The organism is Amycolatopsis sp. NPDC089917 (genome assembly GCF_040684635.1).
Lineage (GTDB): Bacteria > Actinomycetota > Actinomycetes > Mycobacteriales > Pseudonocardiaceae > Amycolatopsis.
The window spans coordinates 59920-85495 of record NZ_JBFBGL010000011.1; the positions used below are offsets into that span (position 1 = coordinate 59920).

General features: G+C 68.7%; 26 protein-coding genes. 9 read left to right on the plus strand and 17 right to left on the minus strand.

All coding sequences use genetic code 11. From position 1 onward, the window contains the following. Positions 1 to 36: 36 nt before the first annotated feature. From AB0N89_RS10895 to hppD, 8 genes are all read right to left on the minus strand, one after another. On the minus strand, positions 37 to 315 hold the full coding sequence (locus tag AB0N89_RS10895; RefSeq protein WP_364202989.1) for a hypothetical protein: 279 nt from the start codon (positions 313 to 315) through the stop codon (positions 37 to 39). Between the two features lie 130 nt (positions 316 to 445). Continuing rightward, entirely contained in the window at positions 446 to 1312 is an 867-nt protein-coding gene (locus tag AB0N89_RS10900) for a ferredoxin (RefSeq protein ID WP_364202992.1), read from the minus strand. Between the two features lie 27 nt (positions 1313 to 1339). After that, a complete protein-coding gene (locus tag AB0N89_RS10905) occupies positions 1340 to 1780 on the minus strand; it encodes a hypothetical protein (RefSeq protein ID WP_364202995.1) in 441 nt (146 codons plus the stop codon). Next, positions 1777 to 2217, minus strand: a complete 441-nt coding sequence (locus AB0N89_RS10910) for a hypothetical protein (protein ID WP_364202998.1) — start codon at positions 2215 to 2217, stop codon at positions 1777 to 1779. Before AB0N89_RS10910 ends, AB0N89_RS10905 begins: the two co-directional genes overlap by 4 nt. Beyond that, positions 2210 to 6346 (minus strand): hypothetical protein, encoded by a 4137-nt coding sequence (locus AB0N89_RS10915; RefSeq protein ID WP_364203001.1) that lies wholly within the window; start codon positions 6344 to 6346, stop codon positions 2210 to 2212. Before AB0N89_RS10915 ends, AB0N89_RS10910 begins: the two co-directional genes overlap by 8 nt. Further along, positions 6346 to 6660 (minus strand): type VII secretion target, encoded by a 315-nt coding sequence (locus AB0N89_RS10920; RefSeq protein ID WP_364203004.1) that lies wholly within the window; start codon positions 6658 to 6660, stop codon positions 6346 to 6348. The genes AB0N89_RS10915 and AB0N89_RS10920 overlap by 1 nt, the downstream gene beginning before the upstream one ends. Before the next feature lie 33 nt (positions 6661 to 6693). Continuing rightward, a complete protein-coding gene (locus AB0N89_RS10925) occupies positions 6694 to 7242 on the minus strand; it encodes a YbaB/EbfC family nucleoid-associated protein (protein ID WP_364203007.1) in 549 nt (182 codons plus the stop codon). Positions 7243 to 7442: 200 nt separating this feature from the next. Further along, entirely contained in the window at positions 7443 to 8642 is a 1200-nt protein-coding gene (gene hppD, locus AB0N89_RS10930) for a 4-hydroxyphenylpyruvate dioxygenase (RefSeq protein WP_364203010.1), read from the minus strand. A gap of 122 nt (positions 8643 to 8764) precedes the next feature. Between hppD and AB0N89_RS10935 the strand changes: the two genes are divergently transcribed. Continuing rightward, positions 8765 to 9241, plus strand: coding sequence for an Lrp/AsnC family transcriptional regulator (locus tag AB0N89_RS10935; protein WP_364203013.1), 477 nt, complete (start codon positions 8765 to 8767; stop codon positions 9239 to 9241). Between the two features lie 287 nt (positions 9242 to 9528). Here AB0N89_RS10935 and AB0N89_RS10940 read toward each other — a convergent pair whose 3' ends face one another. The 3 genes from AB0N89_RS10940 to AB0N89_RS10950 all read right to left on the minus strand — a co-directional run bounded on the left by AB0N89_RS10940 (position 9529) and on the right by AB0N89_RS10950 (position 11571). Next, positions 9529 to 10335, minus strand: coding sequence for an MBL fold metallo-hydrolase (locus tag AB0N89_RS10940; RefSeq protein WP_364203016.1), 807 nt, complete (start codon positions 10333 to 10335; stop codon positions 9529 to 9531). 80 nt (positions 10336 to 10415) lie between these two features. Then, positions 10416 to 10916: a transcription elongation factor GreA gene (greA, locus tag AB0N89_RS10945; RefSeq protein ID WP_364203019.1), complete on the minus strand. Its 501-nt coding sequence runs from the start codon at positions 10914 to 10916 to the stop codon at positions 10416 to 10418. Positions 10917 to 11115: 199 nt separating this feature from the next. After that, positions 11116 to 11571 carry a DUF4307 domain-containing protein gene (locus AB0N89_RS10950; RefSeq protein WP_364203022.1) on the minus strand — a complete coding sequence of 152 codons (456 nt, stop codon included), beginning with the start codon at positions 11569 to 11571 and terminating at the stop codon, positions 11116 to 11118. A 145-nt stretch (positions 11572 to 11716) separates the two neighbouring features. Between AB0N89_RS10950 and mca the strand changes: the two genes are divergently transcribed. Together mca and AB0N89_RS10960 are read left to right on the plus strand one after the other, a co-directional pair. Then, positions 11717 to 12616 carry a mycothiol conjugate amidase Mca gene (gene mca, locus AB0N89_RS10955; RefSeq protein WP_364203025.1) on the plus strand — a complete coding sequence of 300 codons (900 nt, stop codon included), beginning with the start codon at positions 11717 to 11719 and terminating at the stop codon, positions 12614 to 12616. Beyond that, positions 12617 to 12943 (plus strand): hypothetical protein, encoded by a 327-nt coding sequence (locus AB0N89_RS10960; protein WP_364203028.1) that lies wholly within the window; start codon positions 12617 to 12619, stop codon positions 12941 to 12943. It begins immediately after the preceding gene. A 108-nt stretch (positions 12944 to 13051) separates the two neighbouring features. Here AB0N89_RS10960 and AB0N89_RS10965 read toward each other — a convergent pair whose 3' ends face one another. Together AB0N89_RS10965 and AB0N89_RS10970 are read right to left on the minus strand one after the other, a co-directional pair. Then, positions 13052 to 15544 carry a polynucleotide kinase-phosphatase gene (locus AB0N89_RS10965; RefSeq protein ID WP_364203031.1) on the minus strand — a complete coding sequence of 831 codons (2493 nt, stop codon included), beginning with the start codon at positions 15542 to 15544 and terminating at the stop codon, positions 13052 to 13054. Then, positions 15541 to 16908, minus strand: coding sequence for a 3' terminal RNA ribose 2'-O-methyltransferase Hen1 (locus tag AB0N89_RS10970; RefSeq protein WP_364203034.1), 1368 nt, complete (start codon positions 16906 to 16908; stop codon positions 15541 to 15543). Before AB0N89_RS10970 ends, AB0N89_RS10965 begins: the two co-directional genes overlap by 4 nt. A gap of 64 nt (positions 16909 to 16972) precedes the next feature. On the opposite strand from AB0N89_RS10970, the gene AB0N89_RS10975 reads away from it, so the two are divergent. After that, complete coding sequence (locus AB0N89_RS10975; protein ID WP_364203037.1) at positions 16973 to 18991, plus strand: thioredoxin domain-containing protein; 2019 nt, start codon at positions 16973 to 16975, stop codon at positions 18989 to 18991. Here the strand turns inward: AB0N89_RS10975 and AB0N89_RS10980 are convergent. Then, entirely contained in the window at positions 18972 to 19457 is a 486-nt protein-coding gene (locus tag AB0N89_RS10980) for a hypothetical protein (protein WP_364203040.1), read from the minus strand. The genes AB0N89_RS10975 and AB0N89_RS10980 overlap by 20 nt on opposite strands. Before the next feature lie 182 nt (positions 19458 to 19639). Between AB0N89_RS10980 and AB0N89_RS10985 the strand changes: the two genes are divergently transcribed. Together AB0N89_RS10985 and AB0N89_RS10990 are read left to right on the plus strand one after the other, a co-directional pair. Then, positions 19640 to 20200, plus strand: a complete 561-nt coding sequence (locus AB0N89_RS10985; RefSeq protein WP_364203253.1) for a hypothetical protein — start codon at positions 19640 to 19642, stop codon at positions 20198 to 20200. 88 nt (positions 20201 to 20288) lie between these two features. Further along, positions 20289 to 22175, plus strand: coding sequence for an acyl-CoA dehydrogenase (locus AB0N89_RS10990; protein WP_364203043.1), 1887 nt, complete (start codon positions 20289 to 20291; stop codon positions 22173 to 22175). On the opposite strand, the gene AB0N89_RS10995 is transcribed toward AB0N89_RS10990, so the two are convergent. Both AB0N89_RS10995 and AB0N89_RS11000 read right to left on the minus strand, forming a co-directional pair. Further along, positions 22132 to 22878 (minus strand): potassium channel family protein, encoded by a 747-nt coding sequence (locus AB0N89_RS10995; protein ID WP_364203045.1) that lies wholly within the window; start codon positions 22876 to 22878, stop codon positions 22132 to 22134. The genes AB0N89_RS10990 and AB0N89_RS10995 overlap by 44 nt on opposite strands. A 38-nt stretch (positions 22879 to 22916) precedes the next feature. Then, entirely contained in the window at positions 22917 to 23375 is a 459-nt protein-coding gene (locus AB0N89_RS11000; RefSeq protein ID WP_364203048.1) for a TIGR03618 family F420-dependent PPOX class oxidoreductase, read from the minus strand. Between the two features lie 90 nt (positions 23376 to 23465). Between AB0N89_RS11000 and AB0N89_RS11005 the strand changes: the two genes are divergently transcribed. Both AB0N89_RS11005 and AB0N89_RS11010 read left to right on the plus strand, forming a co-directional pair. Continuing rightward, on the plus strand, positions 23466 to 23882 hold the full coding sequence (locus tag AB0N89_RS11005; RefSeq protein WP_364203050.1) for a prevent-host-death protein: 417 nt from the start codon (positions 23466 to 23468) through the stop codon (positions 23880 to 23882). Next, positions 23879 to 24304, plus strand: coding sequence for a cytotoxic translational repressor of toxin-antitoxin stability system (locus AB0N89_RS11010; RefSeq protein WP_364203053.1), 426 nt, complete (start codon positions 23879 to 23881; stop codon positions 24302 to 24304). The genes AB0N89_RS11005 and AB0N89_RS11010 overlap by 4 nt, the downstream gene beginning before the upstream one ends. Positions 24305 to 24382: 78 nt before the next feature. On the opposite strand, the gene AB0N89_RS11015 is transcribed toward AB0N89_RS11010, so the two are convergent. Next, entirely contained in the window at positions 24383 to 24691 is a 309-nt protein-coding gene (locus tag AB0N89_RS11015) for a hypothetical protein (protein ID WP_364203056.1), read from the minus strand. Positions 24692 to 24703: 12 nt separating this feature from the next. On the opposite strand from AB0N89_RS11015, the gene AB0N89_RS11020 reads away from it, so the two are divergent. Continuing rightward, the gene (locus AB0N89_RS11020) at positions 24704 to 25495 is read left to right on the plus strand and encodes an HNH endonuclease signature motif containing protein (RefSeq protein ID WP_364203059.1); all 792 of its coding nucleotides are present in this window, start codon (positions 24704 to 24706) and stop codon (positions 25493 to 25495) included. Positions 25496 to 25576 lie beyond the last annotated feature (81 nt).

Here is a 25576-nt window from a genome sequence, read left to right on the forward strand (position 1 = left end):
GCTGGTCAGCGCGGTGTGGTGGGAGGAATCGCCCGGTTACGGGCGGAAGTTGCTGGGAGTCGCGCCGCTCTTCGAGTCCGCCTCGTGCGCGGTCCCCGGCGGCGCGGCGGGCAGTTCGGAGCCGTCGACGCAGCCGCCGACGAGTTCGATGTGGTTGTCGTGCCGGATGTACTGGCCCGGGTCCACGCAGCCGGCGCGGTCGACCGTGTAGACGGCGGCGCCGGTCAGCAGGGCGGCCGAGGTGAGGGCCAGCACGACCGGGAGCAACCCGGCGGAGCGGGTCGTCCGGACCCTGCCGATGTTCCCCCGTGCCATGTGAGCTCCCTGGTCGCCTTAGCCGCCGCCGTCAAGAGTACCCGGATGGCGAACCGGTCACATGACGTATCCGTCCGGTGGCATGATCCGGACGTCGAGCGGTCCTGGAACGCCCGTCCGATCGCGAGTCCTAAGTGGACGATTGACCGGTGATGGCGGCGACCGCGAGTTCGCGTTCCGGCTCGCCGACCTCGGGCAGGGTGAACCGCAACGCGCGGATGTGGCCGAGCAGTTCGGGATCGGGCGCCACGTCGTGCTCGCGCAGGTAGTAGGCGACCGCGCCCGGCCAGTACCAGCGGCCGTCCGTGCGGAAGTTCAACGGCACCAAAGGTTCCCGGTCGGGTTCGAACGCGTCGGCGTCGTAGCTCCGCGACGCCAGCACGACCGGGGCGCCGTCGAGATACTCCAGCACGCGGTCCCGTTCGGCGGGGGACAGCGGCTCGCGGTTCACCACCGGGCGGCCCGACTCGTCGAGGCCGTCGTAGACGCGCGGTGACTTCAGCGCCTCCGGCGTCTCGGCGAGCGGGGTCGCCACCGACGGCTCGGCAGGCGGAGCGGCGTCGAGCCCGGCTCGCTGCCGCAACCACGGCGGGATGCTCTGCTCGGCCCTCGGGAAGAACCGGAGTTCGTCCTGGAAGCCGATCGGCGGCGGCGCCTGCCGCCAGGGCGGCTCGACGTCGGCGAGGAAATCAGTGCCGAGCACCTCCGCCGGGCCGTAGACCAGGATCGCGCTCAGCCAGGTGCCCCGGCCGGGCTGGTACATGCCCGCCCGCAGGTTCCCGAGCAGCTGCATCGCTTCGGGGCTCGGCTGGACCGGGCGTGGCAGCCCGTCCTGACCGGTGACGAGCAGGTCGACCTCGACATGCCTGCCCGCCGCCCGGTACTCGACACGCATCTGCTGCCAGCCGGGCGGCAGCGGCGTCGCGAGGGCATGACCGATCTGCCAGACGAGCTGCTGTCGCTGCTGCTGGTTCAAGGACGCCGGTGGCTGGGTCATGTCCCCTCTTTCAGGCTTTCGGCCCGGTCAGGAGCCATCGTCGGCGCGTTGGCTCAGCCAAGCGGGGGTGCTCTCGGCCGGACGCGGGAAGCGCCGGAGTTCTTCCGCGAACGCTTCGTCCGGCGGCGGGTTCCGGAACTCCGGTTCCGCCGTGGCGTTGAAGTTGGCCCTGAACGAGCCGGGGTGGCGCATTTCGAAAACGGCGCTCAGCCAGGTGCCCCGGCCGGGATCCGCGGCCGCCGACCGCAGTTCGGTGAGCAGCTCCGAGATGACCCGCGGCGGAGTCCACGGGGTGAGCGTCTCCGAGATCGATCGCACGATGGCGGCGGTCTCCTGGTGATCTCCGATGGCCTGGTACTTGATCTGAACGTAGTCCCAGCCCGGGGGCAGCTGGAACTTCAACTGGTCGGAGATCTCGGTCAGGATCCGCTCCTGGTCGACATCGCCGATCTTCGCCGGAGTCGTCACGTCTGATCAGCCTCTTCCTGCTGCTCTTCCATCCGTGCCCGGTACCAGGCCGGGATCTTCTCCTCGTCGCGCGGGAACGCCTCCAGGTCACGCTGGTAGACGACCGCCGGGACCGGCGGATCCCACAGCGGATCGAAGTCGAAGTTGTAATGGACGACGAAGGAGCCCGGGGGGTCGAGGATGAGCCGCATGGCCAGCCACGTCCCCTTCCCCGGTTCGTAGAGCGCCTGCCGGGACTCCCGCAGAGCCGCCGCGACGTCGGGCGGCTGCACCTGCGCGCTGCTCCCGTCCGCCATGATCACGGTGATCGCCAGATCCTCGACCATCGTGGCCATCGTCGCCTTGACGTCGATCCGCCGCCACCCCTCCGGGGCCTCCCGCAGCACCGCCCCGCCGATCTGCTGGACCAGCTGATCTGCCCGCTCCGGATCAGACATTGGCCGGGGGCTCCGGTCGGAGGGGGGTCGCTGGGGCGACGGGGGCGGGGTTGGGGACATTCACGAAGCTCCTGAAGTTGTAGGTACGGGTGCCGTTCGGAGCGATTCTCTCGGACATGGTGTGCCAGCGGTCCGGGGTCTCCCCGACCGAGGGCTCGTCGAGCCAGGTCCTCACCCGGCCGTGGTCGCCGCCGCGGCGTTCGGCGGTCCGGCGGTCGGTCTCCGAGTAGGCCCAGTTGTCCTCCGTGCTGCCGGCGGTGTGGTTGTTCTGGACGTGGGACTGGGGCGCACCCGCGATCCGGCCGCCGCCCGCTCCGGAGGCGTGGTCACCGGTGTGGCCACCGCGTGAGGGCTGCCCGATGTCGGCGACACCGATGTTGCCGATGCGGGTCATCACGCTGGTGTCGCCGCGAGGCCCGGCCCTGGTCGAGTAGTCGGGCTCGAAGGAAACCGGGCTGTTGCCCCAGGGATCCGAGTGGTAGTTGAAGTCCCCGATCTGGTACTTCACGCCGGGGAGCGGGAGACCGTCCGGACGGCCCGCCCGCGGGTCGCGCATCGTGTTCGAGTCGCCCGTTTCGGGGTTGATCCAGCGGTTTCGCGGATCGTCCGGAAGCGTCTCGATATGGGTGAAGCGCGGCGGCTGGTCGCCGTTGGTGTAAAAGGTCCCGTGCCAGACCTTGTTGTTGTTGGCGTCGGTGGTGAACACCTCGTACCTGCTGTTGGGCTGGAGATCGCTCCTGGGCCTGCTGCTGAAGGGGCCCTGCCTGTCGAGATCCCAGTCCGTCGGCCGGTGCGTCGCGTTGGCCGGGGGATCGAAGTTGTCGAGATCCACGATCGGGTGGCCGTTGGCGTCGGTGGTGAACTCGAACCGTCCTTCGCCCGTGTGGACCCGGTAGTCCACGTCCGGCAGCAGGTGGTCGGTGTCCGGGTTCGCCAGCGAATTGTGAGGGTCGCTGCCGATCCTGGTGTTCGGGACGTCGGCGTCGACGTGGGTGATCCTGGGCGGGACCGAATCGTCGGTGTAGATGGTCGACCGGCGGCCGGAGCTGTCGGTGACCTCGTACTTCGTGTTCGGGTCCAGCGGCCTGGGGTTGGCCGGATCGTAGAACCGCTCGCCGTCGGCCAGGGTGACATCGCGGCGAGGCGGTGTGTAGGAGGGTTCCTGCCAGCCACCGTCGATCTCGTGCTGTGAAGGGAAGTCCCGGCCGCGGTCGCGGGCGCTGTCGGCGTCCACGTCGTGCTTGTCCGCGTGCGAGGTGTCCGGCGTGAAGCCGTCGTCGCTCGCCCGGCGGGCGGTGCCGTCGGGGCTGTGGACGTCCCATTCGCCGTTCGGCGGGATCTTGGGCCGGGGACGGCCGTCGGGGCCGATCTCGTAGTCGGACGAGAAGACGCGCCCGTTCGAGTCGGTCCACGCCGGCCTGCTCGGTGCCATGACCTCGGTGTCGAGTTCCCGTGACAGACGGCGCGCGAAGTCGTTCGAGCCCGCGTCGCAGCCGATCAGGCGGATCGGCCGGCCGTCGTAATCCCCGTTGCGGCGCAGGATGTCCGCGAACTCTTCCGGCGTGTAGGTGCGGTTGCCGATGCGGGCGTGCCCGTCGGGGGTGACGTGCACGTCGACGGTGTAGCGGCCGTCCGGATCCGGCTGGACCCGGTGCGGCAGGTCGCCCATGTCCGAGTCGCCGCGGTGGTACGAGCTCCCCGCGGGGGTGCCCTCGGAATGCCGCTGGTTGACCTCGTCCGGCGTCAGCGGACGATCCGGCTCGCCGTCGGGGCCGCGGTCGTGCGGGGCACCGTCGGGGTGGCCGTTCGGATCCTGCCGCGGACCGTGCCCGCCGGGGCCTTGACCGTCCGGCGAATGCGGCGGCCCGGAGTGGCCGCCGGGGCCGCGGCCGCCCGGCCCGGTGTTGCCGGGACCGCTGCCGCCGGGCCGGTTGCCGGGGCCGTGCGTGCCCGGGGAACCGGGGGTGCCGGTGTGCGGCTGGGCGCCGGGGCCGAAGTCGTTGCCGCGGGCCACCGGCTGCGGCTGATGCGGCTGGTTCGGCCGTCCGCCGGGGCCGGTCTGACCCGGACCGCGGCTGGGGCCGGTGTGGGTGTCGGGAGTGCGCGGACCGTGCGTGTCCGGGGTCGGGGTGCGCGGCGAACCGGGCGTGCCCGTCCAGCCGCCGCCCTGCGGCCTGCCGCCGGGCGAACCCGGGGAGCCGCCGGGGGTACCGCCCGGAGCGCCTTGCGGCGGCATGCCGCCCGCCATCGGCTGACCCTGCGGCGGGACCCCGGGCGAACCGTCGCCGCCGGTTCCGCCGCGCTGCGACGGAACGTGCGACGGACCGGCGTCGCCGACCCGCGGCGCCGTGGGAGCGGTGCCGCTGGTCGTCGTGCCGCTGTCGGTCGGCCTGGTGGGAGCGCCGCCGTCGTTGCCGGTGTGGTGACCGGGCGACGGGTCGGACCGCGGGGTGGGCGAACCACCGCCGTCACCGCCGTGCGTCCGGGGCGAGCCGCCGCCGTCGCCGCTGTGGCTCGGCGAGCCGCCGCTGTCGGCGCGCGTGTGCGGTGCCGGGGAACCGGCATCGGGTGCGTGGTTCGGCGAACCGCCTGTGTCGGCGCGGGTGTGCGGAGCGGGAGAGCCGCTGTCGGGTGTGTGGCTCGGGGAGCCGCCGCTGTCGGCGCGGGTGTGCGGTGCCGGGGAGCCGGCGTCCGGTGTGTGGCCGGTCGAACCGCCGGTGTCCGCGCGGTTCGGGGACGGCGAGCCGCCGTCGGGCGTGCGGTGCGGGGTGCCGGAGTCGCCGGGAGAACCGCTGTCGGAACGGGTGTGCGCGGCCGGTGTGTCGGAGCGCGCGGCACTGGGGGAGCCACCACCTCCGTCCGGTGTGGCGTGTCCGCTGTCCGAAGTGGACGGTCCATCCCCGTCACCGGTGCGACCGGATGATCCGCCGTCCGAACGGGCCGGTGAGCCGCCACCGTCCCTTGTGGACGACGAGCCGCCGCCGTCGCCGCCGCGCGTGGTGCTCGACGGGGAGTCGCCGCCGGAATCGCCGTTCGAGCCGGAGTCACCGGAGCGACCCGAGTCGCCGTCGGAGCCGTTCGAGCCATCGCCCGAACGGTTCGAACCGTCACCCGGACCGCTGCCGGATCCGTCACCGTCCGAGCCGTTCGAACCACCGGAACCGTCGCCGGAGCCGCTGCCGGAACCATCGCCGTCCGGACCGTCCCCGGACCCGGAACCCGAACCGCTGCCGCCACCGTCGGGCCCGCCGGACCCACCGCGGCCGCCGCGCTGGACGAAGCCGCCCGGCTTGATGTTCCTGGTGTTGATCACGTCCAGGCCGGTGACCTTGCCCGCGATCTTGCCGAAGATCTTGATGATCTTCTCGAAGACGTCGGCCAGCTTGCCCAGCAGCGGCGAGACCCGCCGCATCGCGTCGCAGAGTTCCTTGAGCTTGTCGGCGATCCTCGCGGCCCACTCGGCGATCGCGGTGACGGCCTGCGCGACCACCACGGGCGTGCCGAAGCCGAGCGAGAACACCGTCTCCATGACCCAGGAGATGAGCTTGCCGACCGCGTCCGCGATCAGCTGGCGGATGAACTCGCGGACGAACGAGACGATCTCGCCGAAGATCATCACCACGGTGCTGATCGCGCCGGCGACGGTCGCCGCCCCGCTGATCGCCTCCGCCTGCTCCGCGGCCTGCTTGCGGTACTGGTCGGCCGCGTCACCGGTCCAGCCGGAGGTGCCGTTCTTGACCGCGTTCGAGAACTCGACCTGGGTGTCTTCCAGCTTCTTGGAGACGTTTCCCCAGGTCTCGGAGTACGACTGGATGACCGGCGGGTCACCCGCGACGGCGTCCAGCATGTCCTTCAGCGGCTGCATGTGCTCCATCAGGAACGACGCCACCGACGACATCAGGTAACCGAACGGGTCGATCGCGGCGCTGGCGATCTCGCCCGCGAGGCTCAGCACACCGAGCCCGCCGCCGATCCAGTCGCCGTTCGAGATGCCGTTGAAGGCGTCCATGGCCGACTCGGCGACGCCGATGCCCGCCCCGTAGCCGTAGTCGCTGTTGCCCGCCGTCAGCGGACCCGGGCCGTCGCCGTCTGTCGGGGCCTTCGCGACGAGCGGGTTTCCCTCGGGCATCAGTCAGGCACCTGCGTGTTCTTGAACTCGGCGGCGAAGTTCTCGTCCTGCGCCCGGTAGGCGTTGGACGCCGAACGCACGTTGTTCGCCACCGCCGTCGCGGCCTCGACGGCCTTGTTCAGCGCGTTGATGCCGAACTCCTCGACCGGGTCGAGCATCATCCGGAACGGCTGGCAGATGATGCCGTACGCGTCGGTCGGCATGCTCACCTGCTGGGCGGCGTCGACCGCGCCGCGCAGCCCGTCGGCGATGCCGTCGATCTGCTTGGAGTGCGCGTCGAGGTCGGCGCCGAGCTCGTAACCCTTGCCTGCCATGGTTTCTCCCCTCTACCAGGCCGGATGGACGTTCTAGGAAAGGATGCTGCCGCCGAAGTCGTCGTCATCGTCGTCCCGCGTGCGGCGGCGGCGCGGGATCGGCTTCGGCTGAGGCGGACTCTGGGGCGGAGCCGCCTGCGCGGGCGGCTCTTCCTCCTCCGGACCGAAGCGGTGGTGCCGCTCGGGCTCCGGCGGGGCGGGATCCTCCTCGGGCGGAGCCTCCGGGAAGGTGCTCTGCGCTTCCGTGATCACCCGGTTCGCCGTCTCGTCGGTGGTGCCGACGGTTTCGGCCATCGCCTGCTGCAGAAGCTCCGGGATCCGGGACTGCGCGAGCTGCACGAGCCGCATGACCTGCGCCGAGACCTCCGCCATCCGCTTGCCGCTCACGGCCTCGGAGATGACCAGGTTCTTCAGCAGGCCCTTGGAGTCGACCGTCACTTCGATGGTGTTGTCCTTCGACCGCTCCGTCACGGTCTGCCCCTGCATGCGGGCGGCCATCGCCTGATAGCGCGCGGCGGTCTCCTGGATCTGCTTCGTCCAGTTGTCCACCATGCGTTCGCTGGCGTCGACGTTGTCCGGCATCGGGACCCTTCCACAAGCTGCATGCTGACGTCTTCACACTGACGGTCCGGAGATGCCTCCGGTTCCGGTGCGCTCGAAGTTTAGTTCCCGTCCGGTGTACCACCCCCGGCCGACAAAGTCGGGCCTCTCACACAGCGAAAGGGCCCCTCACCGCACGAAGTGCGATGAAGAGCCCTTTCACGCCCTGCGAACTGCCGGGGTCAGAGGTTGCCGCGACGCTCCTGCTCACGCTCGATGGCCTCGAACAGGGCCTTGAAGTTGCCCTTGCCGAAACCGAGCGAACCGTGCCGCTCGATGAGCTCGTAGAACACCGTCGGGCGGTCGCCGATCGGCTTGGTGAAGATCTGCAGCAGGTAGCCGTCCTCGTCGCGGTCGACCAGGATGCGGTGCTCCTTGAGCTTCTCGATCGGCACCCGGACCTCGCCGATCCGGGCGCGCAGCTCCGGGTCGTCGTAGTAGGAGTCCGGGGTGTCGAGGAACTCGACGCCCGCGGCGCGCATCGCCTTCACCGTCGCGACGATGTCGTTGGTGGCCAGCGCGATGTGCTGGCAGCCCGCGCCGCCGTAGAACTCGAGGTACTCGTCGATCTGCGACTTCTTCTTCGCGATCGCCGGCTCGTTGAGCGGGAACTTGACGCGGTGGTTGCCGTTGGAGACCACTTTGCTCATCAGCGCCGAGTACTCGGTCGCGATGTCGTCGCCGACGAACTCCGCCATGTTCACGAAGCCCATGACGCGGTGGTACCAGTCGACCCAGTAGTCCATCTTGCCGAGTTCGACGTTGCCGACGCAGTGGTCGACGGCCTGGAACAGCCGCTTCGGCGCGCCCTCGGGGCGGACGATCTTGCTCTCGCGCGGCTCGTAGCCGGGCAGGTAGACGCCGGTGTACTTCGACCGGTCGATCAGCGTGTGGCGGGTCTCGCCGTAGGTCGCGATCGCGGCGATCCGGACGGTGCCGTGCTCGTCGGAGACGTCGTGCGGCTCTTCGAGGACGGTGGCGCCCTGCGCGCGGGCGTGGTCGATGCAGCGGTCGACGTCGGCGACCTCGAGGGCGAGGTCGATGACGCCGTCGCCGTGGCGGCGGTGGTGGTCGAGCAGCGGCGAGTCGGGCTTGACGCCGCCGGTGATCACGAAGCGGGCCGAGCCGGACTTCAGCACGAACGACTTGCGCTCGAAGTCGCCGGTCTCGGGGCCGGAGTAAGCGACGAGCTGCATGCCGAACGCGACCTGGTAGAACCACGCGGTCTGCGTGGCGTTGCCCGCGATGAACACCACCGCGTCCATCGACTTCACCGGGAAGGGGTCGGTCGAAGAGTCGTGGTCGACGAGGCCGACGAGCTGACGCAGCTGGTCGTAGCTCACGTCGTCAAGAGCACCCTGGGGTTCCGCTGTGTGCGTCATGTCCTGAAGCATCCGAGGGCGTGACAAAATGTGCAATGGTCAAAGATTTCGCTGGGCACTATGTCCAGTGAGACGGCGGGTGACGCAGTCATAGTGGACAACCTGCGTAGGAGGTAGGCACGATGTCGGACTCGCTCGACGAACTGGACGCGCGGCTGCTGCTGTTGCTCACCGACTCGCCCCGGCTCGGCGTGCTCGAATGCGCCCGCCGTCTCGGGGTCGCGCGGGGCACCGTGCAGGCCCGGCTGGACCGGCTGACCGAACGCGGGATCCTCGGCGGGTTCCCGCCCGAACTCGACCTCGCGGCGATGGGATACGGCCTCACCGCGTTCGCCGTCCTGGAGATCGCGCAAGGCCGCCGGGCCGAGGTCGCGGAGGCGCTGTCCGCGATCGACGAGGTGTGCGAGGTCCACGCGACGACCGGTCAGGGCGACCTCTTCGTGCGTATGGTGGCGCGCAACAACGACGACCTGCAGCGGGTGGTGGACGAGGTGGTCGGCGCGCCGTACGTGCGGCGGACGTCGACGTCGATCGCGTTGTCGACGCCGGTTCCGCCGCGCGTACGGCCGCTGCTGGAACGGCTGGCGAGGAGTCGTTGAGGGGACGTGAACGAACCCCTGTCGAGCAGGCATTCTTCGCTGACGTCAAGGCATGGTTCCGGACTTCCCGGCGGGGCCGGGCGCTCCCTGACTGTCCACGTGGGACACTTGGTGGCGATCTAGTGTCCGCTTTATCCCTGCGCAAAGTCATGCAAAGCACCCAAACCGGGCATTTCGACCGGAACGATTGTCCCTTGCGGGGAGTCAAAGCCCGGCTGGCTCCGGTCTGTCAGTCCAGACCTATACGCCGTGAAGACTTCCCGATCAGGACACCTTGGCCTTGCCCCTTAATGGCTCACCTGGGCCAGATACCGCTTCGCCGAGCGCTGGACGGCTTCGTGCCCGTCGGTGCGGATGATCGCGTCCCACCAGGCGCCGTAGATCGCCTCGAACTCGTACGGTTCGAGCATCTCGGCCGCGCGGCGGACGACCTCCGGGCGTTCCGGGATCAGGTTCGGGTAGCTGTACATCATGCCGACGAAGCGACGGTCCGGGATGACCTGCAGGATGTCGCCCGCGAGCACCGCGCCGCGGCCGTTCTCCCCGCCCGGCCAGTGCAGCACGGTCCCGCCGGCGAAATGCACGCCGAGGTTGATCAGCCGCAGGTCGGGGGCGACGTCGAGGGTCGCGCCGCTCCACAGCTTGATCGCCGGATCCGGCCTGCCGATCCACTGCCGGTCGCCCTCGTGCAGGTACACGGGCACGTCGAAGGCGTGGGCCCACTCGACCATGGTGGTGTAGTAGTGCGGGTGGCTGATCGCGATGCCGGTGATGCCGCCGAGATCGCGGACCTTCGCGACCAGGTCGTCGTCGATGAAGCCCGCGCAGTCCCACAGGAAGTTGCCGGATTCGGCCTTGACCAGCAGCGCCCGCTCGCCGATGGCGAAGTTCGGGGTGGACCCGACCCCGATGAGACCGGGTCCCTGCTCCTCGACGCGAGCCGTGTACGTTCCGCTCGCACGGACGGTGTCCAGATCGGTCCATCGCTGCCCGGCCTGCGGGACGTACTGACGTTCGTCCTCGCAGATCGGGCAGTCGGACCGGGGTTCCGCGTACTGCATGCCGCAGGCCACGCAGATCGGTAGCTCGCTCATCGTTTCCCTCCAGAATTCTCCGGAGGTCACGCTAACGGCTCATATGCGCGCCCGGCCATATCGGGCCGGACGCGCGAGGCTCACTTGCCGGTGTAGGGCACGGCCTTGACGAGAGTCACCTTCTGGATGCTGCCGTTGGGCAGCTCGTACTCCCGGGTCTCGCCTTCCTTGGCGCCGAGCAGCGCCTTGCCGAGGGGGGACTCCGGCGAGTAGACGTCCAGGTCACCCTCGGTGCCCTCTTCGCGAGTCGCCAAGAGGAAGTTCTCGTCCACGTCGTCACCGTCGTAACGCACGGTGAGGACCTTGCCCGGTCCCGCGCTGCCGTCGTTGGCGGGCGGCTCGCCCACCTTGGCCGAACGGAGGAGTTCCTGGAGGTGGCGGATCCGGGCCTCGTGCTGCCCCTGTTCCTCACGGGCGGCGTGGTAGCCGCCGTTCTCCTTGAGGTCGCCCTCTTCCCGGCTGTCGTTGATCTTCGCAGCGATGACCGGGCGGAGCTCGATGTAGTGGTCGAGTTCCTGCTTGAGCCTGTCGTAGGCATCCTGGGTCAGCCAGGTCACCTTTGTGTCGCTCACGGTCACCATCTCCTAGTAGGGCCTGCCAGGCTTGGATGTACAAGCCGGCCACCGGACCGGCATGGCGTGCCGGCCTGGCTGAGATAAAGGAAAAACACGGCCCGTCTTGGGCCGTGCCGGTAGATCAGAGTAACACGGCGCGCGCTATCGCCGCCGGAGGAATTCGGTCGCGCCTCGGCGTTGGGCGCCTGTTTCACCCCGTTGGCCGCTATGGCCTTGACAGGTACCGTGGTACGTCGTAAGAGCATCCGAAGATATCAGCCGTGACCGGCTTTCCGATGCTCTTGATGGTGGTCGTCACCCTGCTGTTCTTCGAACCAGGCTGAACAAGGACCTCTTTGCGACCGCTCTCCGCCCCCGCCTTGTCCCGGACCCGGACGACGCACACGCCGGGACGGTTCACGTCGTCCCTGGTCACGTTGATGGTGATCTCCATCGCGTCGCCGGGCTTCTCGGCGAACGAGACGCGCTCGCCGTCGATGGGCGCGCTGCCGAAGTTCAGGTACATGGCGTAGGCGATTCCGCCGCTGACCAGCAGGGCGATCGCCCCGAACACCACGCGTCGCCAGCGGGCGGGCTTCGCGGCGCGGGTCTTCCCGTACCGGTCCTCGGGCACGTCCGTCCGGGTGCTTTCCGCGGTGGGAGCGTCCTGTCCCGTGCTCAACCCGGGCCTCCCGGTTGGTGTCGTCGTGCTCGCAGGGACAATGGGGTCGTATGCGAGTGGTTCCCCTCGAGTATCCGCGCCCGGCCGGGCGGGCCGTCAGGCAGGGTGGCAGGGGAATAGGGAACGAGAAGGGGACGTTCGGAGCATGGTGCTAGCCAAGGAACCGCCGAAGTCACGCCTCCGCCTGATGGCGGTGCACGCGCACCCCGACGACGAGTCGAGCAAGGGCGCGGCCACGATGGCCAGGTACGCCGCCGAAGGGCACGAGGTCATGGTCGTGACCTGCACCGGTGGCGAAGCCGGCAGTGTGCTGAACCCGGCCATGGATCGTCCCGAAGTACTGGCCAACATGACCGAGATCCGCCGGGAGGAGATGGCCCGCGCGGCCAAGATCCTCGGCGTGAGCCACGTCTGGCTCGGGTTCATCGACTCGGGCCTGCCCGAGGGCGACCCGCTGCCCCCGGTCCCGGAGGGCTCGTTCGCGGTCATCCCGCTCGAAGAGTCCACCGGCGCGCTGGTGAAGGCCATCCGCGAGTTCCGCCCGCACGTGATCGTCACCTACGACGAGAACGGCGGATACCCGCACCCCGATCACATCCGCACGCACGAGATCTCGGTCGCGGCCTTCGACGCCGCCGGTGAGGCCGGGCGCTATCCGGAGGCCGGCGAGCCGTGGCAGCCGATGAAGCTGTACTACGTGCACGGGTTCTCGCGCGCGAGGATGATGATCTTCCACGACGCCCTGATCGCGCGCGGCCTGGAGTCGCCGTACGAGGAGTGGCTCAAGTCGTGGGACCCGGAGAAGGCCGACGTCATGGACCGGGTGACCACGCGCGTCGAATGCGGCGACTACTTCGAGCAGCGTGACGAGGCCCTCAAGGCGCACGCCACCCAGATCGACCCGAACAGCCGCTGGTTCGCCGTCCCGCGCGACCTGCAGCGCGAGGTCTGGCCGACCGAGGAGTACGAGCTGGTCCGCTCACTGGTGGACAGCACCCTGCCGGAGGACGATCTGTTCGCCGGCTTGAAGGAGAAGGTGGGCTAGATGAGTTTCGGTGTGCCGGCGTTCGCCGTCGTCGGAGTGACGGTGTCGTCGCAGTTCCTGGCGCAGCAGCCGGGCAACGGCGACAACGGCGGCCAAGGTGAGGACTTCGGCAAGTCGTCGCCGGTGGGTTTCCTGATCCTGATCCTGTTCTTGATCGCCGTCGCGCTGCTGGTGCGGTCGATGACCAAGCACCTGAAGCGGCTGCCGGAGAGTTTCGACGAACCCGCCGCTTCTTCTTCGGAGGAGGCTCCCGAGGCTTCGGCCGAGAAGGCCGCTGCCGAGGAGCCCGTCGCGAAGGCGGAGAAACCGGCCGCCAAGTCCGACTGAAGTGTCTCGGCCCGGGCAAGTGTCATGAGGGGTCCCCTTAGGACATTTTTCGTCCTAAGGGGACCCCTCATGACACCCGGAGAGAGCCAAGCGGCAGCGTGAAGCGCGTCAGAGGCGCGGGTCGACCGGATCCGACTCCAGCGCCAGCACCGCGAACACGCACTCGTGCACCCGCCACAGCGCTTCCCCGCGCGCCAGCCGCTCCAGCGCCTCCAGCCCCAGCGCGTACTCACGCAGCGCCAGCGCCCGCTTCCGGTTCAGCCCGCGCTTGCGCAGCCGTTCGAGGTTCTCCGGCAGCGTGTAGTCCGGCCCGTAGATGATCCGCAGGTACTCGCGCCCGCGCACCTTCACTCCCGGCTGAACCAGGCCACGCGTGCCGCGAGTCAGGTTCGCCGCCGGTTTGACGACCATGCCCTCGCCGCCCGCGCCGGTCAGCTCCAGCCACCAGTCGACGCCCCGCGCCACCGACGCCGGGTCTGTGGTGTCGACGGCCAGCGTCCGCGTGCGGGTGAACAGGTCACCGGTGAGCCGGTCCAGCCGTGAGAGATGCCAGTCATGCGGCCGGTCGTGGTACGCGTGCCCTTCCGACGCCAGGATCTGGAACGGCGCGAGCCGGACGCCGTCGAGTCCGTCGGTCGGCCAGCAGTAGCGGCGGTACGCCTCCCGGTACGCGTCCACAGTGGACTCGCGGGTCCGCGTCCGCGCCAGCAGGTCCGACACGTCGATCCCGCGAGCTGCGGCCGCGTCCAGCGAGGCGACGGCGGCGGGCAGCACCGCCTGGGCCGCCGCGCCCACGGCCGCGTACTGGCCCGAGATCAGCGATCCCGCCTTCGCGCTCCACGGCAGCAACTCCGCGTCGAGCAACAGCCAGCCGGTGTCCAGTTCCTCGAACAGCCCGGACGCGGCTTCCCGCACACCGGCGAGCAACCGCGCGTTCTGCTCCGGCGTGAAGAACGGCCGCCCGGTGCGGGTGTAGACCGCGCCGGGTCCCTGGATCCCGAACCGCGCGGGAGCGACGTCGTCGTCACGACACACGAGCACGACGGCCCGCGATCCCATGTGCTTCTCTTCGCACACCACGTGATCGACACCCGCCGCGCGGAACTCGGCGAAAGCCTCCTCCGGGTGTTCGAGGTAATCGTCCAGGGTGGACGTCGAACACGGCGCCATGGTCGGCGGCAGGTACGGCAGCCAGCGCGGGTCGACGGCGAAACGGCTCATCACTTCGAGCGCCGCCGCCGACTGCTCGGCGGACACCCCGACCCGGCCGTGATGGCGGGTCTCGACGATGCGCTTGCCGGTGACGTCGCCGAGCTCCAGCACCGCGGGTTCGCGTCCGCCCAGCGGCCGCTCGGGTTCGAGCGGGCGCGCCGGTTCGTACCAGACCTTCTTCGCCTTCACCGAGACGACTTCCCGTTCCGGGTAACGCAAAGCGGTCAGCTTGCCGCCGAAGACGCAGCCCGTGTCGAGACACATGGTCCCGTTGATCCATTCCGGTTCCAGCGTCGGCGTGTGTCCATAGAGGACCATCGCGGTCCCGCGGTAGTCGCGTGCCCACGGCAGCCGCACCGGCAGGCCGTACTCGTCGGTCTCGCCGGTGGTGTCGCCGTAGAGCGCGGTGCTCCGCACGCGTCCGGACGCGCGTCCGTGGAACTTCTCGGGCAGGCCGGCGTGCGCGACGACGAGCTTGCCGCCGTCGAGGACGAAGTGTGCGATGAGTCCCTCGCAGAACGCGTGCGCCTTGGCGCGAAAGTCCTCGTCCTGCGCGGAAAGCTGCTCCAGCGACTCCGCGAGGCCGTGCGTCACCTTGACATTGCGCCCGTTCAGCGCGCGGACCAGTTTCTGTTCGTGGTTCCCGCAGACGACCAGCGCGCTGCCCGCCTCGGCCATCGCCATCACGCGGCGCAGCACCCCCGGGGTGTCGGGGCCGCGGTCGACGAGGTCGCCGACGAACACCGCGGTCCGTCCCTCCGGGTGCACGCCGTCGGCGTAACCCAGTTCGGTGAGCAGTTCGTCCAGTTCCTCGCGGCAGCCGTGGACGTCGCCGATGACGTCGAACGGTCCGGTCAGGTCACGGCGGTCGTTGCGCAGCGGCTCGACGACGATCTCCGCTTCGGCGACCTCGGCTTCGCTTCGCAGCACGTGGACACGGCGGAAACCCTCACGCTCCAACGACTTCAGCGAACGGTGCAGTTCGCCGCGCTGGCGGCGGACGACGTGCTCGCCGAAGTCGCGATCCGGCCGGGACTCGTTGCGCGCGTGACAGACCTTCACCGGCAGGTCCAGCACGATCGCCGTCGGCATGACATCGTGCTCCCTCGCCAGCTTCAGCAGGCTCGCGCGGGAAGAACGCTGGACGTTCGTCGCGTCGATCACCGTGATCCGGCCCGCTTCGAGCCGCTTCGCCGCGACGTAGTGGAGCACGTCGAAAGCGGCGGCCGACGCGCTCTGGTCGTTCTCGTCGTCGGCGACCAGGCCCCGGAAGTAGTCGCTGGACAGCACCTGCGTCGGCGCGAAATGCGTCCGCGCGAAGGTCGATTTGCCGGAGCCGGAGGCGCCGACGAGCACGACGAGGGACATGTCGGGAATGGTCAGTTTCATGCCACGGCCTCCTTTCGAGACGTGAAGACCGCCATCTGGGTCGGCGGTCCTGATTCCTGGGACTCCTGTCCCACCGGCAGGTGGCGGACGTCGTAGCCGCGCCGGGACGCGACGCCCCCGGCCCACGAGCGGAACTGCTCGCGTGTCCACTCGAAACGGTGGTCGGCGTGCCGGAACCTGCCCTCTTCGAGGAATTCGAAGTGCCGGTTGTACTCGGCGTTCGGCGTCGTGACGAGCACTGTGCGCGGTGCGGCGACGCCGAACACGGCGTGCTCCAGCGCGGGCAGGCGCTCCTCGTCGACGTGCTCGATCACCTCCATCAGCACGGCCGCGTCGTAGCCGGCCAGCGACGGATCCGCGTAGGTCAGCGCGGACTGCCGCAGCGTGATCCGCGACTTGTCCTTCAGCCGCTTGTCGGCGATGTCGAGCGCGCTCGCGGACACGTCGACACCGACGATCTCGGTGAACGACGGCTCCTTCTGGAGCACGCGCAGCAAGGCGCCACCGCCGCAGCCGAGGTCGAGCACGCGCCGCGCGCCCGCCGCCCGGAGCGCCGCGAGCACGCTCCCGTGGCGTTGCACGGCCAGCGGTTCGGGTCGATCCGGCAGTTCGGTGACGTGTGCTTCGGCCTCGGCCGGGACGTCGTCCGCTTCGGCCAGCCGCGAAAGCGCGTACGAGACGATCGCGCGACGCCGTTCGAGATACCGGTTGGTGATCAGGTCCCGTTCCGGGTGATCGGCCAGCCAGCCCTCGCCGACGCGCAGCAGCTTGTCGGCCTCGTCCTGGCCGATCCAGTAGTGCTTGTCGCCGTCGAGAGCGGGCAGCAGGACGTACAGGTGCCGCAACGCGTCGACGACGCGCTGGGTCCCGGTCAGCCGGAGATCGACGTAGCGGGAATCGCCCCACTGAGGGAATTCCGGGTCGAGCGGGATCGTCTTGGTTTCGACCTGCCAGCCCAGGGGCTCGAACAGCTTGTGGACGACCTCCGCGCCGCCGCGCGCGGTCAGCGACGGGACCCGGATCTCCAGCGGGAAGCGTTCGTCGACCAGCTCCGGCCGGTTCGAGCACCGGCCCGCCAGCGCCGTGGTGAAGGCCGCCCGCAGCGCCACCGCCAGATACGAGCCACCCGCGTACGGCCGGTCGTTGACGTACTGGGTCAACGACGTCCCGCCGCCGCGCACGAGCTCGACCGGGTCGATCTCGACCAGCAGCGCGACGGTGCAGCGCTCGGCGGACGCCTCGGGGTAGAAGACGTGCGCCGTTCCGGCCGAGAGCGTGATCGGCTGCGCCTTCTCCGGATGTTTGTGCAGGAGAAAGCCCAGGTCGGTGGCGGGTGTCCGGGTGGTCGTCATGGTCAGCAACACCGCGTCAGTGTCGCGCAGACGGTGCGTTTCGCGCGCCCGCTTTTCCGCGTGCGACCCTGGTGACATGTCGAACCGCCTGAAGGTCGCGACCAGTCCGTACCTGCTGCAGCACGCCGAGAACCCGGTGGACTGGTGGCCTTGGGGCGAGGAAGCGCTGGCCGAGGCGAAACGGCGGAACGTGCCGATCCTGCTTTCGGTCGGTTACGCGGCCTGCCACTGGTGCCATGTCATGGCGCACGAGTCCTTCGAGGACGAAGCCACCGCGACGCTGATGAACGCGAACTTCGTCAACATCAAGGTGGACCGCGAGGAGCGCCCGGACATCGACTCGGTGTACATGGCGGCCACGCAGGCGATGACCGGTCAGGGCGGCTGGCCGATGACGTGTTTCCTGACGCCGGAGGGCGAGCCGTTCCATTGCGGCACCTACTACCCGCCGTCGCCGCGGCCGGGGATGCCGTCGTTCTCGCAGCTGCTCGTCGCGGTCGCCGAAGCCTGGGGAGAGCGCCCGGACGAGCTGCGTTCCGGAGCCCAGCAGATCATCGCGCACCTCACGGAGAAGAGCGGACCGCTGCCCGAGTCCGTTGTGGACGGTGTGGCGCTGGAATCCGCGGTCGCGTCGTTGCGCGAGGAGTACGACGACGCGAACGGCGGATTCGGGGGAGCGCCGAAGTTCCCGCCGACGATGGCGTTGAACTTCCTGCTCCGTCATCACGAACGCACCGGCTCCGATCTCGCGCCGGTCGAGCACACGGCCGAGGCGATGGCGCTCGGCGGGCTCAACGACCAGCTCGCCGGAGGCTTCGCGCGCTACTCGGTCGACGCGCGCTGGGAAGTGCCGCATTTCGAGAAGATGTTGTACGACAACGGTTTGCTCTTGCGTTTCTATGCCAAGTTCCACGGCGTGACCGGACATGGGTACGCGCGGCGGGCGGTCGAGGAGACCGCGGAATTCCTGCTTCGCGACCTCGGGACTGCCGAAGGTGGTTTCGCCGCTTCGCTCGACGCGGACACCGACGGCGTCGAGGGGCTCACGTACGTCTGGACTCCCGCGCAACTCGCCGAAGTGCTGGGTGACGACGACGGTGCTTGGGCGGCGGAGCTGTTCCAGGTGACCGAGCGGGGCAACTTCGAGCACGGCGCGTCGACCCTGCGCCTGCGTGAGCCGCATCCAGAGGACGAAATGCGTTATGAGCGGGTCCGGGGCGCGTTGCTGGCCGCGCGGAACGAGCGGCCGCAGCCCGCCCGTGACGACAAGGTGATCGCCGCGTGGAACGGGCTCGCGATCGGCGCGCTCGCCAAGGCGGGCTCGCGCCTCGATCGGCCACAGTGGATCGAAGCGGCCGCGCGTGCCGCCGCTTTCCTGATGGACACCCATTTCGTGGACGGACGGCTGCGCCGGACCTCGCGCGACGGCGTCGTCGGCACGACGGCCGGGGTGCTGGAGGACTACTCGTGCCTCGCCGAAGGGCTGCTCGAACTCCACCAGGCGACCGGCGACCCGCGCTGGCTCGCCGACGCGGTCACCCTCCTGGACCTGGCCTTGACGCATTTCGACATCCCGGATTCGCCGGGCGCCTATTACGACACGGCCGACGACGCGGAAGTCCTGGTGCAGCGGCCGTCCGACCCGGCCGACAACGCGAGCCCGTCGGGCGCCTCGGCGCTGGCGAACGCGGTGCTGACCGCGTCCGTGCTGGCCGGGCACGACCGGGTCGGCCGCTACCGCGAGGCGGCCGAGCAGGCGCTGGCCCGCGCGGGACGGCTCGCCGCCCACGCGCCGCGGTTCGCCGGGCACTGGCTGACGGTGGCCGAAGCCGTGGCGGCCGGTCCGGTCCAGGTGGCCGTCGTCGGGCCGGACGCCGCTTCACGGTCCGCTCTGCTGGCCGCGGCCATCGCGTCGCTGCCGGACGGCGCCGTCGTCGTGAGCGGGATCCCCGACGCCGAAAGTGTGCCGCTGCTCGCCGACCGGCCGCTGGTCGACGGGGCCGCTGCCGCGTACGTGTGCCGTGGGTACGTGTGCGAGCGGCCCGTCACCACCGCGGAGGAACTGCGCGCTCAGCTCACCAATCCCACGACCTAGCGCCGAAGCCGCCGCCGGTCTGCGGTGCCCCGACCGGCTTGACCGCGACCTGGGGCTTGGGCTTCGGTTTGACCGAGGTGGGCTTGGTGGTCTTCGGCGGTTTCGTGGTGCTGGACGGCGGAACGCCCACGACCGTGAACGTCCGGGTCGACTCGCGACCATCGGTGCAGGTCAGCGTCGCGACGTACTTTCCGGGCGTCTTCACGACGCGCCCGTAACCGCCGTACTTCCCGAAGTTCCCGCCGATGGTCCACGTGACCGGCTCGGCGAGACCCGGCGAGGTCACCGGGCCCTTCGGCGTGCAGCCGCCCGCCGCGGCCCTGGTCTCGGCGTAGATCTGCGCCCCGGGTTCGACCTCGGTCGGAGTGAGGCCCCACGAGGGATCCGTGGTCGCCGCGGCGGGCGCGATCACCGCCAGTTGAGCCGCCCCGCACACGAGTGCGCCGATCATGACTTTCTTCAGCATGAGGTTCCCCTTCCTCGTCGGCTGTCGGTGAGAACACGTTCGCGCAGGTCATCGGGTTGCCCTGGTTTTCGCCGGGGGAGAACACGGATGAATGTCGGCTGTTGCGCGCGTAGCGTCGGTAGCGTTGTAATCATGTAATCGCGGAGGCGATCATGCACACCTACTTCAGGACGGCGAGGCAGATGGGACGCGGTGGCTGGAAGGGCAGGGGCGGCTGGCAGCAGGCGGAGATCCCGTCGGCGGACGACGCGGCGGCGTGGTTCGGCGGGCGGTTGCCGGAGGGGTGGTTCACCGGAGACCCCGAGGTCACGGTGGATCGCGAAGAGATCGTCATCGTCGGCGAGCTCCAGCCGCTCAGCGGCGAATACGCCGACGACGCCGCTCGTGCGGCGGCCGAGGACGGCCGGATCAGCCGGTTCCGCGAGGAGACCCGTGACGAGCGGATCGAGATCGCTCGCCAGGCCGAGCACCGGTATCAACGCAAGGTCGCGTGGGGCGCGAGCCTCGGCGGCACGCGGCAGCTGTTCACCACGCATTCGGCGCCGGTCATGACCAGGCTGCGGCAGCCCGAACGCCTGGTCCTCGACACCCTCGTCGACGCAGGTGTCGCGCGGTCGCGATCGGAGGCGCTGGCCTGGGCCGTCCGGATGGTCGGGGAGCACGCGGACAGCTGGCTCGCCGAACTCCGGGAGGCGATGACCAAGGTCGACGATCTCCGCTCGCAGGGACCGGACCTTTCCTGAGGCCGGCCTCACAAGGGCCCGGGTTCGTCCTGCGGCTCCCGATGCGGTGCGGCAGTCTGAATCCAGACCGCACCGCATCGGAGGAATCGTGGACACACCAGGACTTCCCGCGAAGATCGACCCGGACGCGCTGACCACCGTCCTCGATGGACGGTGGGCCGAACTCCGCCGCGCGGTGCGTGCGCAGATGGCGGCGGAGGACTTCAAGGACCCTGTCGACCTCGACATCGAAGCGCATCGGGCCCAAGTCCTCGAATGGCTGCGCAAGCTCGCCGAAACCGACCGTCCGGGCCTCGGTTTCGACCCGGCGTACGGCGGTGGCGGCGACGTCGGCGGCTCGGTCATGTCGTTCGAGATGCTGGGCTTCGGCGACCTCTCGCTGATGGTCAAGGCCGGTGTCCAATGGGGTCTGTTCGGCGGCGCGGTGCAGCTGCTCGGCACCGGACGCCATCACGAGCGCTATCTGCGCGAGATCAAGGACCTGGAACTGCTGGGCTGTTTCGCGATGACCGAGCACGGTCACGGCTCGGACGTCCAGCACCTGCGCACCACCGCGACCTACGACCCGGCCACGCGCGAGTTCGTCGTGCACACGCCGGACCGGGGCGCGACGAAGGAGTACATCGGCAACGCCGCCCGCGACGGTGAACTCGCGGTCGTGTTCGCGCAGCTGATCACCGGCGGCGAATCGCGCGGCGTGCACGCGTTCGTGGTGCCGATCCGCGGCGAGAACGCGAACGGCGTCGAGATCGAGGACTGCGGCCGCAAGGCGGGGCTCAACGGCGTCGACAACGGGCGTCTCACGTTCACCCAGGTGAGGGTTCCGCGCGAGGCGCTGCTCAACCGGTTCGGTGACGTGGCCGAGGACGGGACGTACACGAGCCCGATCGAGAGCGACGGCCGCCGGTTCTTCACGATGCTCGGCACGCTCATCCGCGGCCGGGTCAGCGTCGCGGGCTCCGCCGGCAGCGCGACGAAACGCGCGCTGGCACTGGCCGTCCGGTACGGCGAGCAGCGGAGGCAGTTCGCGCGGCCCGACGGCGACGAGGTCGTGATCCTCGATTACCGCGCGCACCAGCGGAAACTGCTGCCCGCGCTGGCCACGTCGTACGCGCTGCACTTCGCGCAGGAAGCGCTTGTCGCGACGTTGAACGACATCGCCGAGGACGCGCCCGAGGAAGAGCAGCGGGAGCTGGAATCGCGCGCGGCCGGGATCAAGGCCGTGTCGACCTGGCACGCGACGGCGACCATCCAGGCCACCCGTGAGGCGTGCGGCGGTTCCGGGTATCTCTCGGAGAACCTGCTCGCCGGGCTGAAAGCCGACACGGACGTCTTCACCACCTTCGAGGGTGACAACACCGTGCTGCTGCAGCTCGTCGCGAAGGGCTTGCTGACCAGCTACAAGGACCACTTCGAGGACCTGAGCCCGCTCGCGACCGCGCGGTTCGTGGCGGAGCAGCTCGTCGAGGCCGTGATCGAACGGACGTCCGCGCGCAAGGTCGTCGAGCGGCTCACCGACGCCGACGACAGCGACGTGCTGTTCTCGCGCGAATGGCACCTGAAGCTGTTCGAAGACCGCGAAGAGCACGTACTCGGCGGCGTCGCGCAGCGCCTGCGTAAGGCCGCTTCGGATCCCTTCGGCGTCTTCAACGACGCGCAGGACCACGTGTTGCGCGCCGGGCGAGCGCACGTCGACCGCGTGGTGCTCGAAGCGTTCATCGCCGCCATCGAGCGCTGTGCCGACGCGGAGGCCCGAGAGCTGCTGGAGCGGGTCTGCGACCTCTACGCGCTCGCGAACATCGAGGCGGACCGGGGCTGGTTCCTCGAACACGGCCGCCTGACCTCCGGGCGTTCGAAGGCCGTCACCGCCGCGGTGAACGCGTTGTGCGCCGACCTGCGTCCGCACGCGCGGACCCTGGTCGACGCCTTCGCTATCCCCGAGCAGTACCTAGCGGCTCCGATGCTCCAGGACTGATCCCGGCGCGCTGCTCGGCGAGCTCGGCCCGCAACGCCTTGACCTCGCGGGTCAGCTCGTCGAGATGCTCGCGGGTGACTGCCTGCGCGCTCTCGTCGGCCTCGGTCACCCGGCGGATCAGCCACGACGCCAGCGTCGCGGTGACCACACCGAGCAGGGCGATCCCGGCCACCATCAGCCCGACCGCGACGACGCGGCCGGCGCCGCTGACGGGATAGCGGTCGCCGTAGCCGACCGTGGTGATGGTCGTGATCGACCACCACACCGCGTCCGGGAAGTCGGTGATCGGCGCGTCCGGCTGAGCGCGTTCGGCGTCGAGCACGGCGAGCGCCGAACAGAACACGATCAGCGCCGTCGCGCCCACCGTGTAGACCACGACGCGGCCGCGCAGCGACAGGCCGGCGTTGCGGTTGAGCACGTTGAGCACCGTGACCAGCCTGAGCAGCCGCAACTGCCGGATCAGCGGGAGCACGATGATCACCAGATCGAAGATGTTGCTCTTCAGGAACGCCCGTTTGTCCGCTGCTTGCCTGAGGCGGACGCCGTAGTCCAGGGCGAAGACCGCCCACGCGAGCCAGGTGGCGACCTCACACCAGACCCGGCCGGTGTGCCCGAGCGAGGGCTGCAGGATCGGCCAGGCATAGGCGACCAGGAACAGTACGGCGGCGGCGTTGAGCGGCCACTCCATCCGCTTTTCCCACATCGGACGTCTCCTCACCTGGCCTTTTCCAGGTGGGTACGTTAAGCGATGTCGAGGGCCGTTCCATAGAGTTTCTCGGCTTTGAGGGTGATGTAGAGCCTGTCGCCGTCATCGGGTGTTCGCGTGACTTCGGAGAGTTCCGCTTTTCCTTCCACGACCGCGAATTTCCAGTGGTCGGCGCTGGAGACGTAGAGCGAAGCGGTGGGGTTGGCGCGAAGCTGCTTCACCTTGAGGCGGTCTTCGGTCGTGCTGATCCGGATCTCGCGGGTGCCGGGGTCCCAGGCGTAGACGACCGTGGAGAGGTGCGGGCGGCCGTCGCGCTTGAGGGTCGCGAGGGCGCCGAAGGTGTGCTCGGCGACGAAGGCGCTGAGGGCCGCGTCGTCGAGGCGGCGGGGCGGAACGTTCTTGGCCATGGCGGTGATCATGGCTCTCGCTGTGGGGGCGCGGAAGAAGGCACTTTCTTGTGCCAGAGGGAACACGCTTGTGTCCGTCCAGGTCACGGTGGTGTCGTGAGCCGGATGCGTACGGGACGTACTTGACGTACGCGACGTACTTGGGCAGACTGGTCGTGACTTGATCGGGAGGCCTCTGTGTCCGCTCTCCACTACGACAGCTACACCGAAGCTCGCGCGCACCTCAAGGATCTGCTGGATGCGGCGGAAAAGGGCCGCGTCGCCACGGTTCGGCGCGATTCGGTTCAGGCCGCCGTCGTGGACGTCGAGCGGCTGCGGTACTTCCTCGCGTCGCTCCTGCCGGCATCTGCCCAGGTCGTCGCCGAGGACGGTGGCTGGTCCGTGTTCATCCCGGGTTTGCCGGTGGCGGCGGATGGAGCCACTTTCGACGAGGCGCTGACCGAGATGGTCGACGCGCTGCGGGAGTACGCGGAAGACTGGCAGCTGCGGTTGCTGGACGCGCCGAATCACCGTGACAACTGGGGCCTCGTTCAGCTGATCAGCCTGAGCGATGACGATCAATTGCGTGATTGGCTGGCGGGTACCGGGCGGTGAATTGGCCACAGCCCACCCGGAAAGACCACGAATCGTTCTGTCAGATCGAGGAGTGGCGCAGGGTTCGTGATGCCCGCGGCCGGACGGGCACGCACCACGTCACCTACGAACTCGGTCTCGTGGACGGCCGTATTCTGCGGACCCGGATCTCGCATCCGGTGGATCGGACGGGGTACGGGAAGAGCATCTGGAAGCACATCCTTCGCGACCAGCTCGACGTCGAAGAGCCGTGCTTCTGGTCGTGCGTGCAGGACGGTGTCAAACCCGATCGCGGAGTACCTGTTCCGCAGGCCGAAGCTCTGGCGGCTGACCTGGTGCACATGCTGCTCTCGCGGGTCGGCCTCGCTGAATCGGAGGTCGCGGCCATGACCAAAGCCGAAGCCATCGCAAGGCTCCAGCGGTTCTGGACCGAGAACGGCTGATCCGCGGCTAGGCGTACGAGGCTGCCCGGGTGTGCCGGGAATAGAGAATTCCGGTAACAAACCGAAGTCATCGCCCGATCATGCAGTCGGCGCAAGTGGTCTACTTGGTTGAAAGCATGGAACGCTATGGCGAAGAAGCGGCGGAATCGTGACAAGTCCAGCGGCAAGGGAAAGAGGCAAAAGAGTGTCCTTCTCTATCATGACATGGCCGTTTATGAAAACTTCGAACGATGCGCCCTTCGGCTCTTCAGTATTGTGAAGTCGGCGCAGCGCATCAATCCGGATGCGCCGAGATACCTCTATCTCAGGGTGTAGGGACATAAGAACAGCAAGGGTGCGTTTGACCATGACGCATGGGAGATAATCAACAATTTTGCCCTCGGTCATCTCGGATCCTACTTGACCGGTATCACCACACCTATCGCCGAAATAAAAAACGGCAAAAAGCAGTGCAATGATATTCCGGATCAACTCGACATCGTGTACCCGGAAAACGATGACAGCTTTTGGTACGACGTCGACCTTTTGCCGGTCAAGCCGAGAGAGGTTGTCGGCGATGAACGAAAGTCGGCCCCCTCGAAGGAGATGATCGCCGACTACCTGGGTATCAGGGATGATCCATGCTGTCTTATCTGCTGGGGCAGGCCGGTCGAACGTGCACATGTCGTTCCGGTGTCACTGGGTGGCTCCATGAATGTTCGAAACTTCGCCCTTCTGTGCGGTGGTCATCATCGAGAGGCTCCCGATATCGCAGACGCCGAAGGGTTCTGGGCCTGGGTTGACTACGCGGAGATGCGAGACTCCGGAAGCAAGTGGGAAGGTGCTTCCGACAAGGTCAAGGAACACGCCTTGGCGCTCGGTTCAAGGATAGGGAAGATCGATAGATCCGAGCTTGACTTTGTCAGTGCCATCAAATTTGAACTGAGGCACCTCTATGGGTGGGAGGCCGTCGACTTCTCGAATTTTTCGTGGGATTTGCACGAGGAGTACCATCGAGTGTTGGATGCCGCGACCGGAAGGCACTTCGGTGTCGATAAGAAAGTCTCAACGCATGCTTGGGCCTACAACGTGGCCTTGTACAGGATTGATCGAAACAAGGAATCGCGCTTGAGGCGACGGAAGAAGGTTCTGTTGTTCGATACAATTCCGTCCGAGCCGAGCGATGGGTCCGGATCGTCGACTGCCGGTTGACTTCACGTCGACGAAGCGAGGGAAGTGCTTATCCGGCCCGTCCCACCTTGTTGGCTCGACGACTACAAGGAGGCGGCGCCG

Excerpts from the sequence above, each read along its gene's own strand:
- AB0N89_RS10915 (WP_364203001.1), bottom strand. The coding sequence starts at position 6,346 with ATGCCCGAGGGAAACCCGCTCGTCGCGAAGGCCCCGACAGACGGCGAC.
- AB0N89_RS10910 (WP_364202998.1), bottom strand. The coding sequence starts at position 2,217 with ATGTCTGATCCGGAGCGGGCAGATCAGCTGGTCCAGCAGATCGGCGGG.
- AB0N89_RS10980 (WP_364203040.1), bottom strand. The coding sequence starts at position 19,457 with ATGCTGAAGAAAGTCATGATCGGCGCACTCGTGTGCGGGGCGGCTCAA.
- AB0N89_RS10925 (WP_364203007.1), bottom strand. The coding sequence starts at position 7,242 with ATGCCGGACAACGTCGACGCCAGCGAACGCATGGTGGACAACTGGACG.
- AB0N89_RS10965 (WP_364203031.1), bottom strand. The coding sequence starts at position 15,544 with ATGAAACTGACCATTCCCGACATGTCCCTCGTCGTGCTCGTCGGCGCC.
- AB0N89_RS10995 (WP_364203045.1), bottom strand. The coding sequence starts at position 22,878 with ATGTGGGAAAAGCGGATGGAGTGGCCGCTCAACGCCGCCGCCGTACTG.
- AB0N89_RS10895 (WP_364202989.1), bottom strand. The coding sequence starts at position 315 with ATGGCACGGGGGAACATCGGCAGGGTCCGGACGACCCGCTCCGCCGGG.
- AB0N89_RS10920 (WP_364203004.1), bottom strand. The coding sequence starts at position 6,660 with ATGGCAGGCAAGGGTTACGAGCTCGGCGCCGACCTCGACGCGCACTCC.
- greA (WP_364203019.1), bottom strand. The coding sequence starts at position 10,916 with ATGGTGACCGTGAGCGACACAAAGGTGACCTGGCTGACCCAGGATGCC.
- AB0N89_RS11015 (WP_364203056.1), bottom strand. The coding sequence starts at position 24,691 with ATGACCGAGGGCAAAATTGTTGATTATCTCCCATGCGTCATGGTCAAA.
- AB0N89_RS10900 (WP_364202992.1), bottom strand. The coding sequence starts at position 1,312 with ATGACCCAGCCACCGGCGTCCTTGAACCAGCAGCAGCGACAGCAGCTC.
- hppD (WP_364203010.1), bottom strand. The coding sequence starts at position 8,642 with ATGACGCACACAGCGGAACCCCAGGGTGCTCTTGACGACGTGAGCTAC.
- AB0N89_RS10960 (WP_364203028.1), top strand. The coding sequence starts at position 12,617 with ATGAGTTTCGGTGTGCCGGCGTTCGCCGTCGTCGGAGTGACGGTGTCG.
- AB0N89_RS10940 (WP_364203016.1), bottom strand. The coding sequence starts at position 10,335 with ATGAGCGAGCTACCGATCTGCGTGGCCTGCGGCATGCAGTACGCGGAA.
- mca (WP_364203025.1), top strand. The coding sequence starts at position 11,717 with ATGGTGCTAGCCAAGGAACCGCCGAAGTCACGCCTCCGCCTGATGGCG.
- AB0N89_RS10935 (WP_364203013.1), top strand. The coding sequence starts at position 8,765 with ATGTCGGACTCGCTCGACGAACTGGACGCGCGGCTGCTGCTGTTGCTC.
- AB0N89_RS10975 (WP_364203037.1), top strand. The coding sequence starts at position 16,973 with ATGTCGAACCGCCTGAAGGTCGCGACCAGTCCGTACCTGCTGCAGCAC.
- AB0N89_RS10985 (WP_364203253.1), top strand. The coding sequence starts at position 19,640 with ATGGGACGCGGTGGCTGGAAGGGCAGGGGCGGCTGGCAGCAGGCGGAG.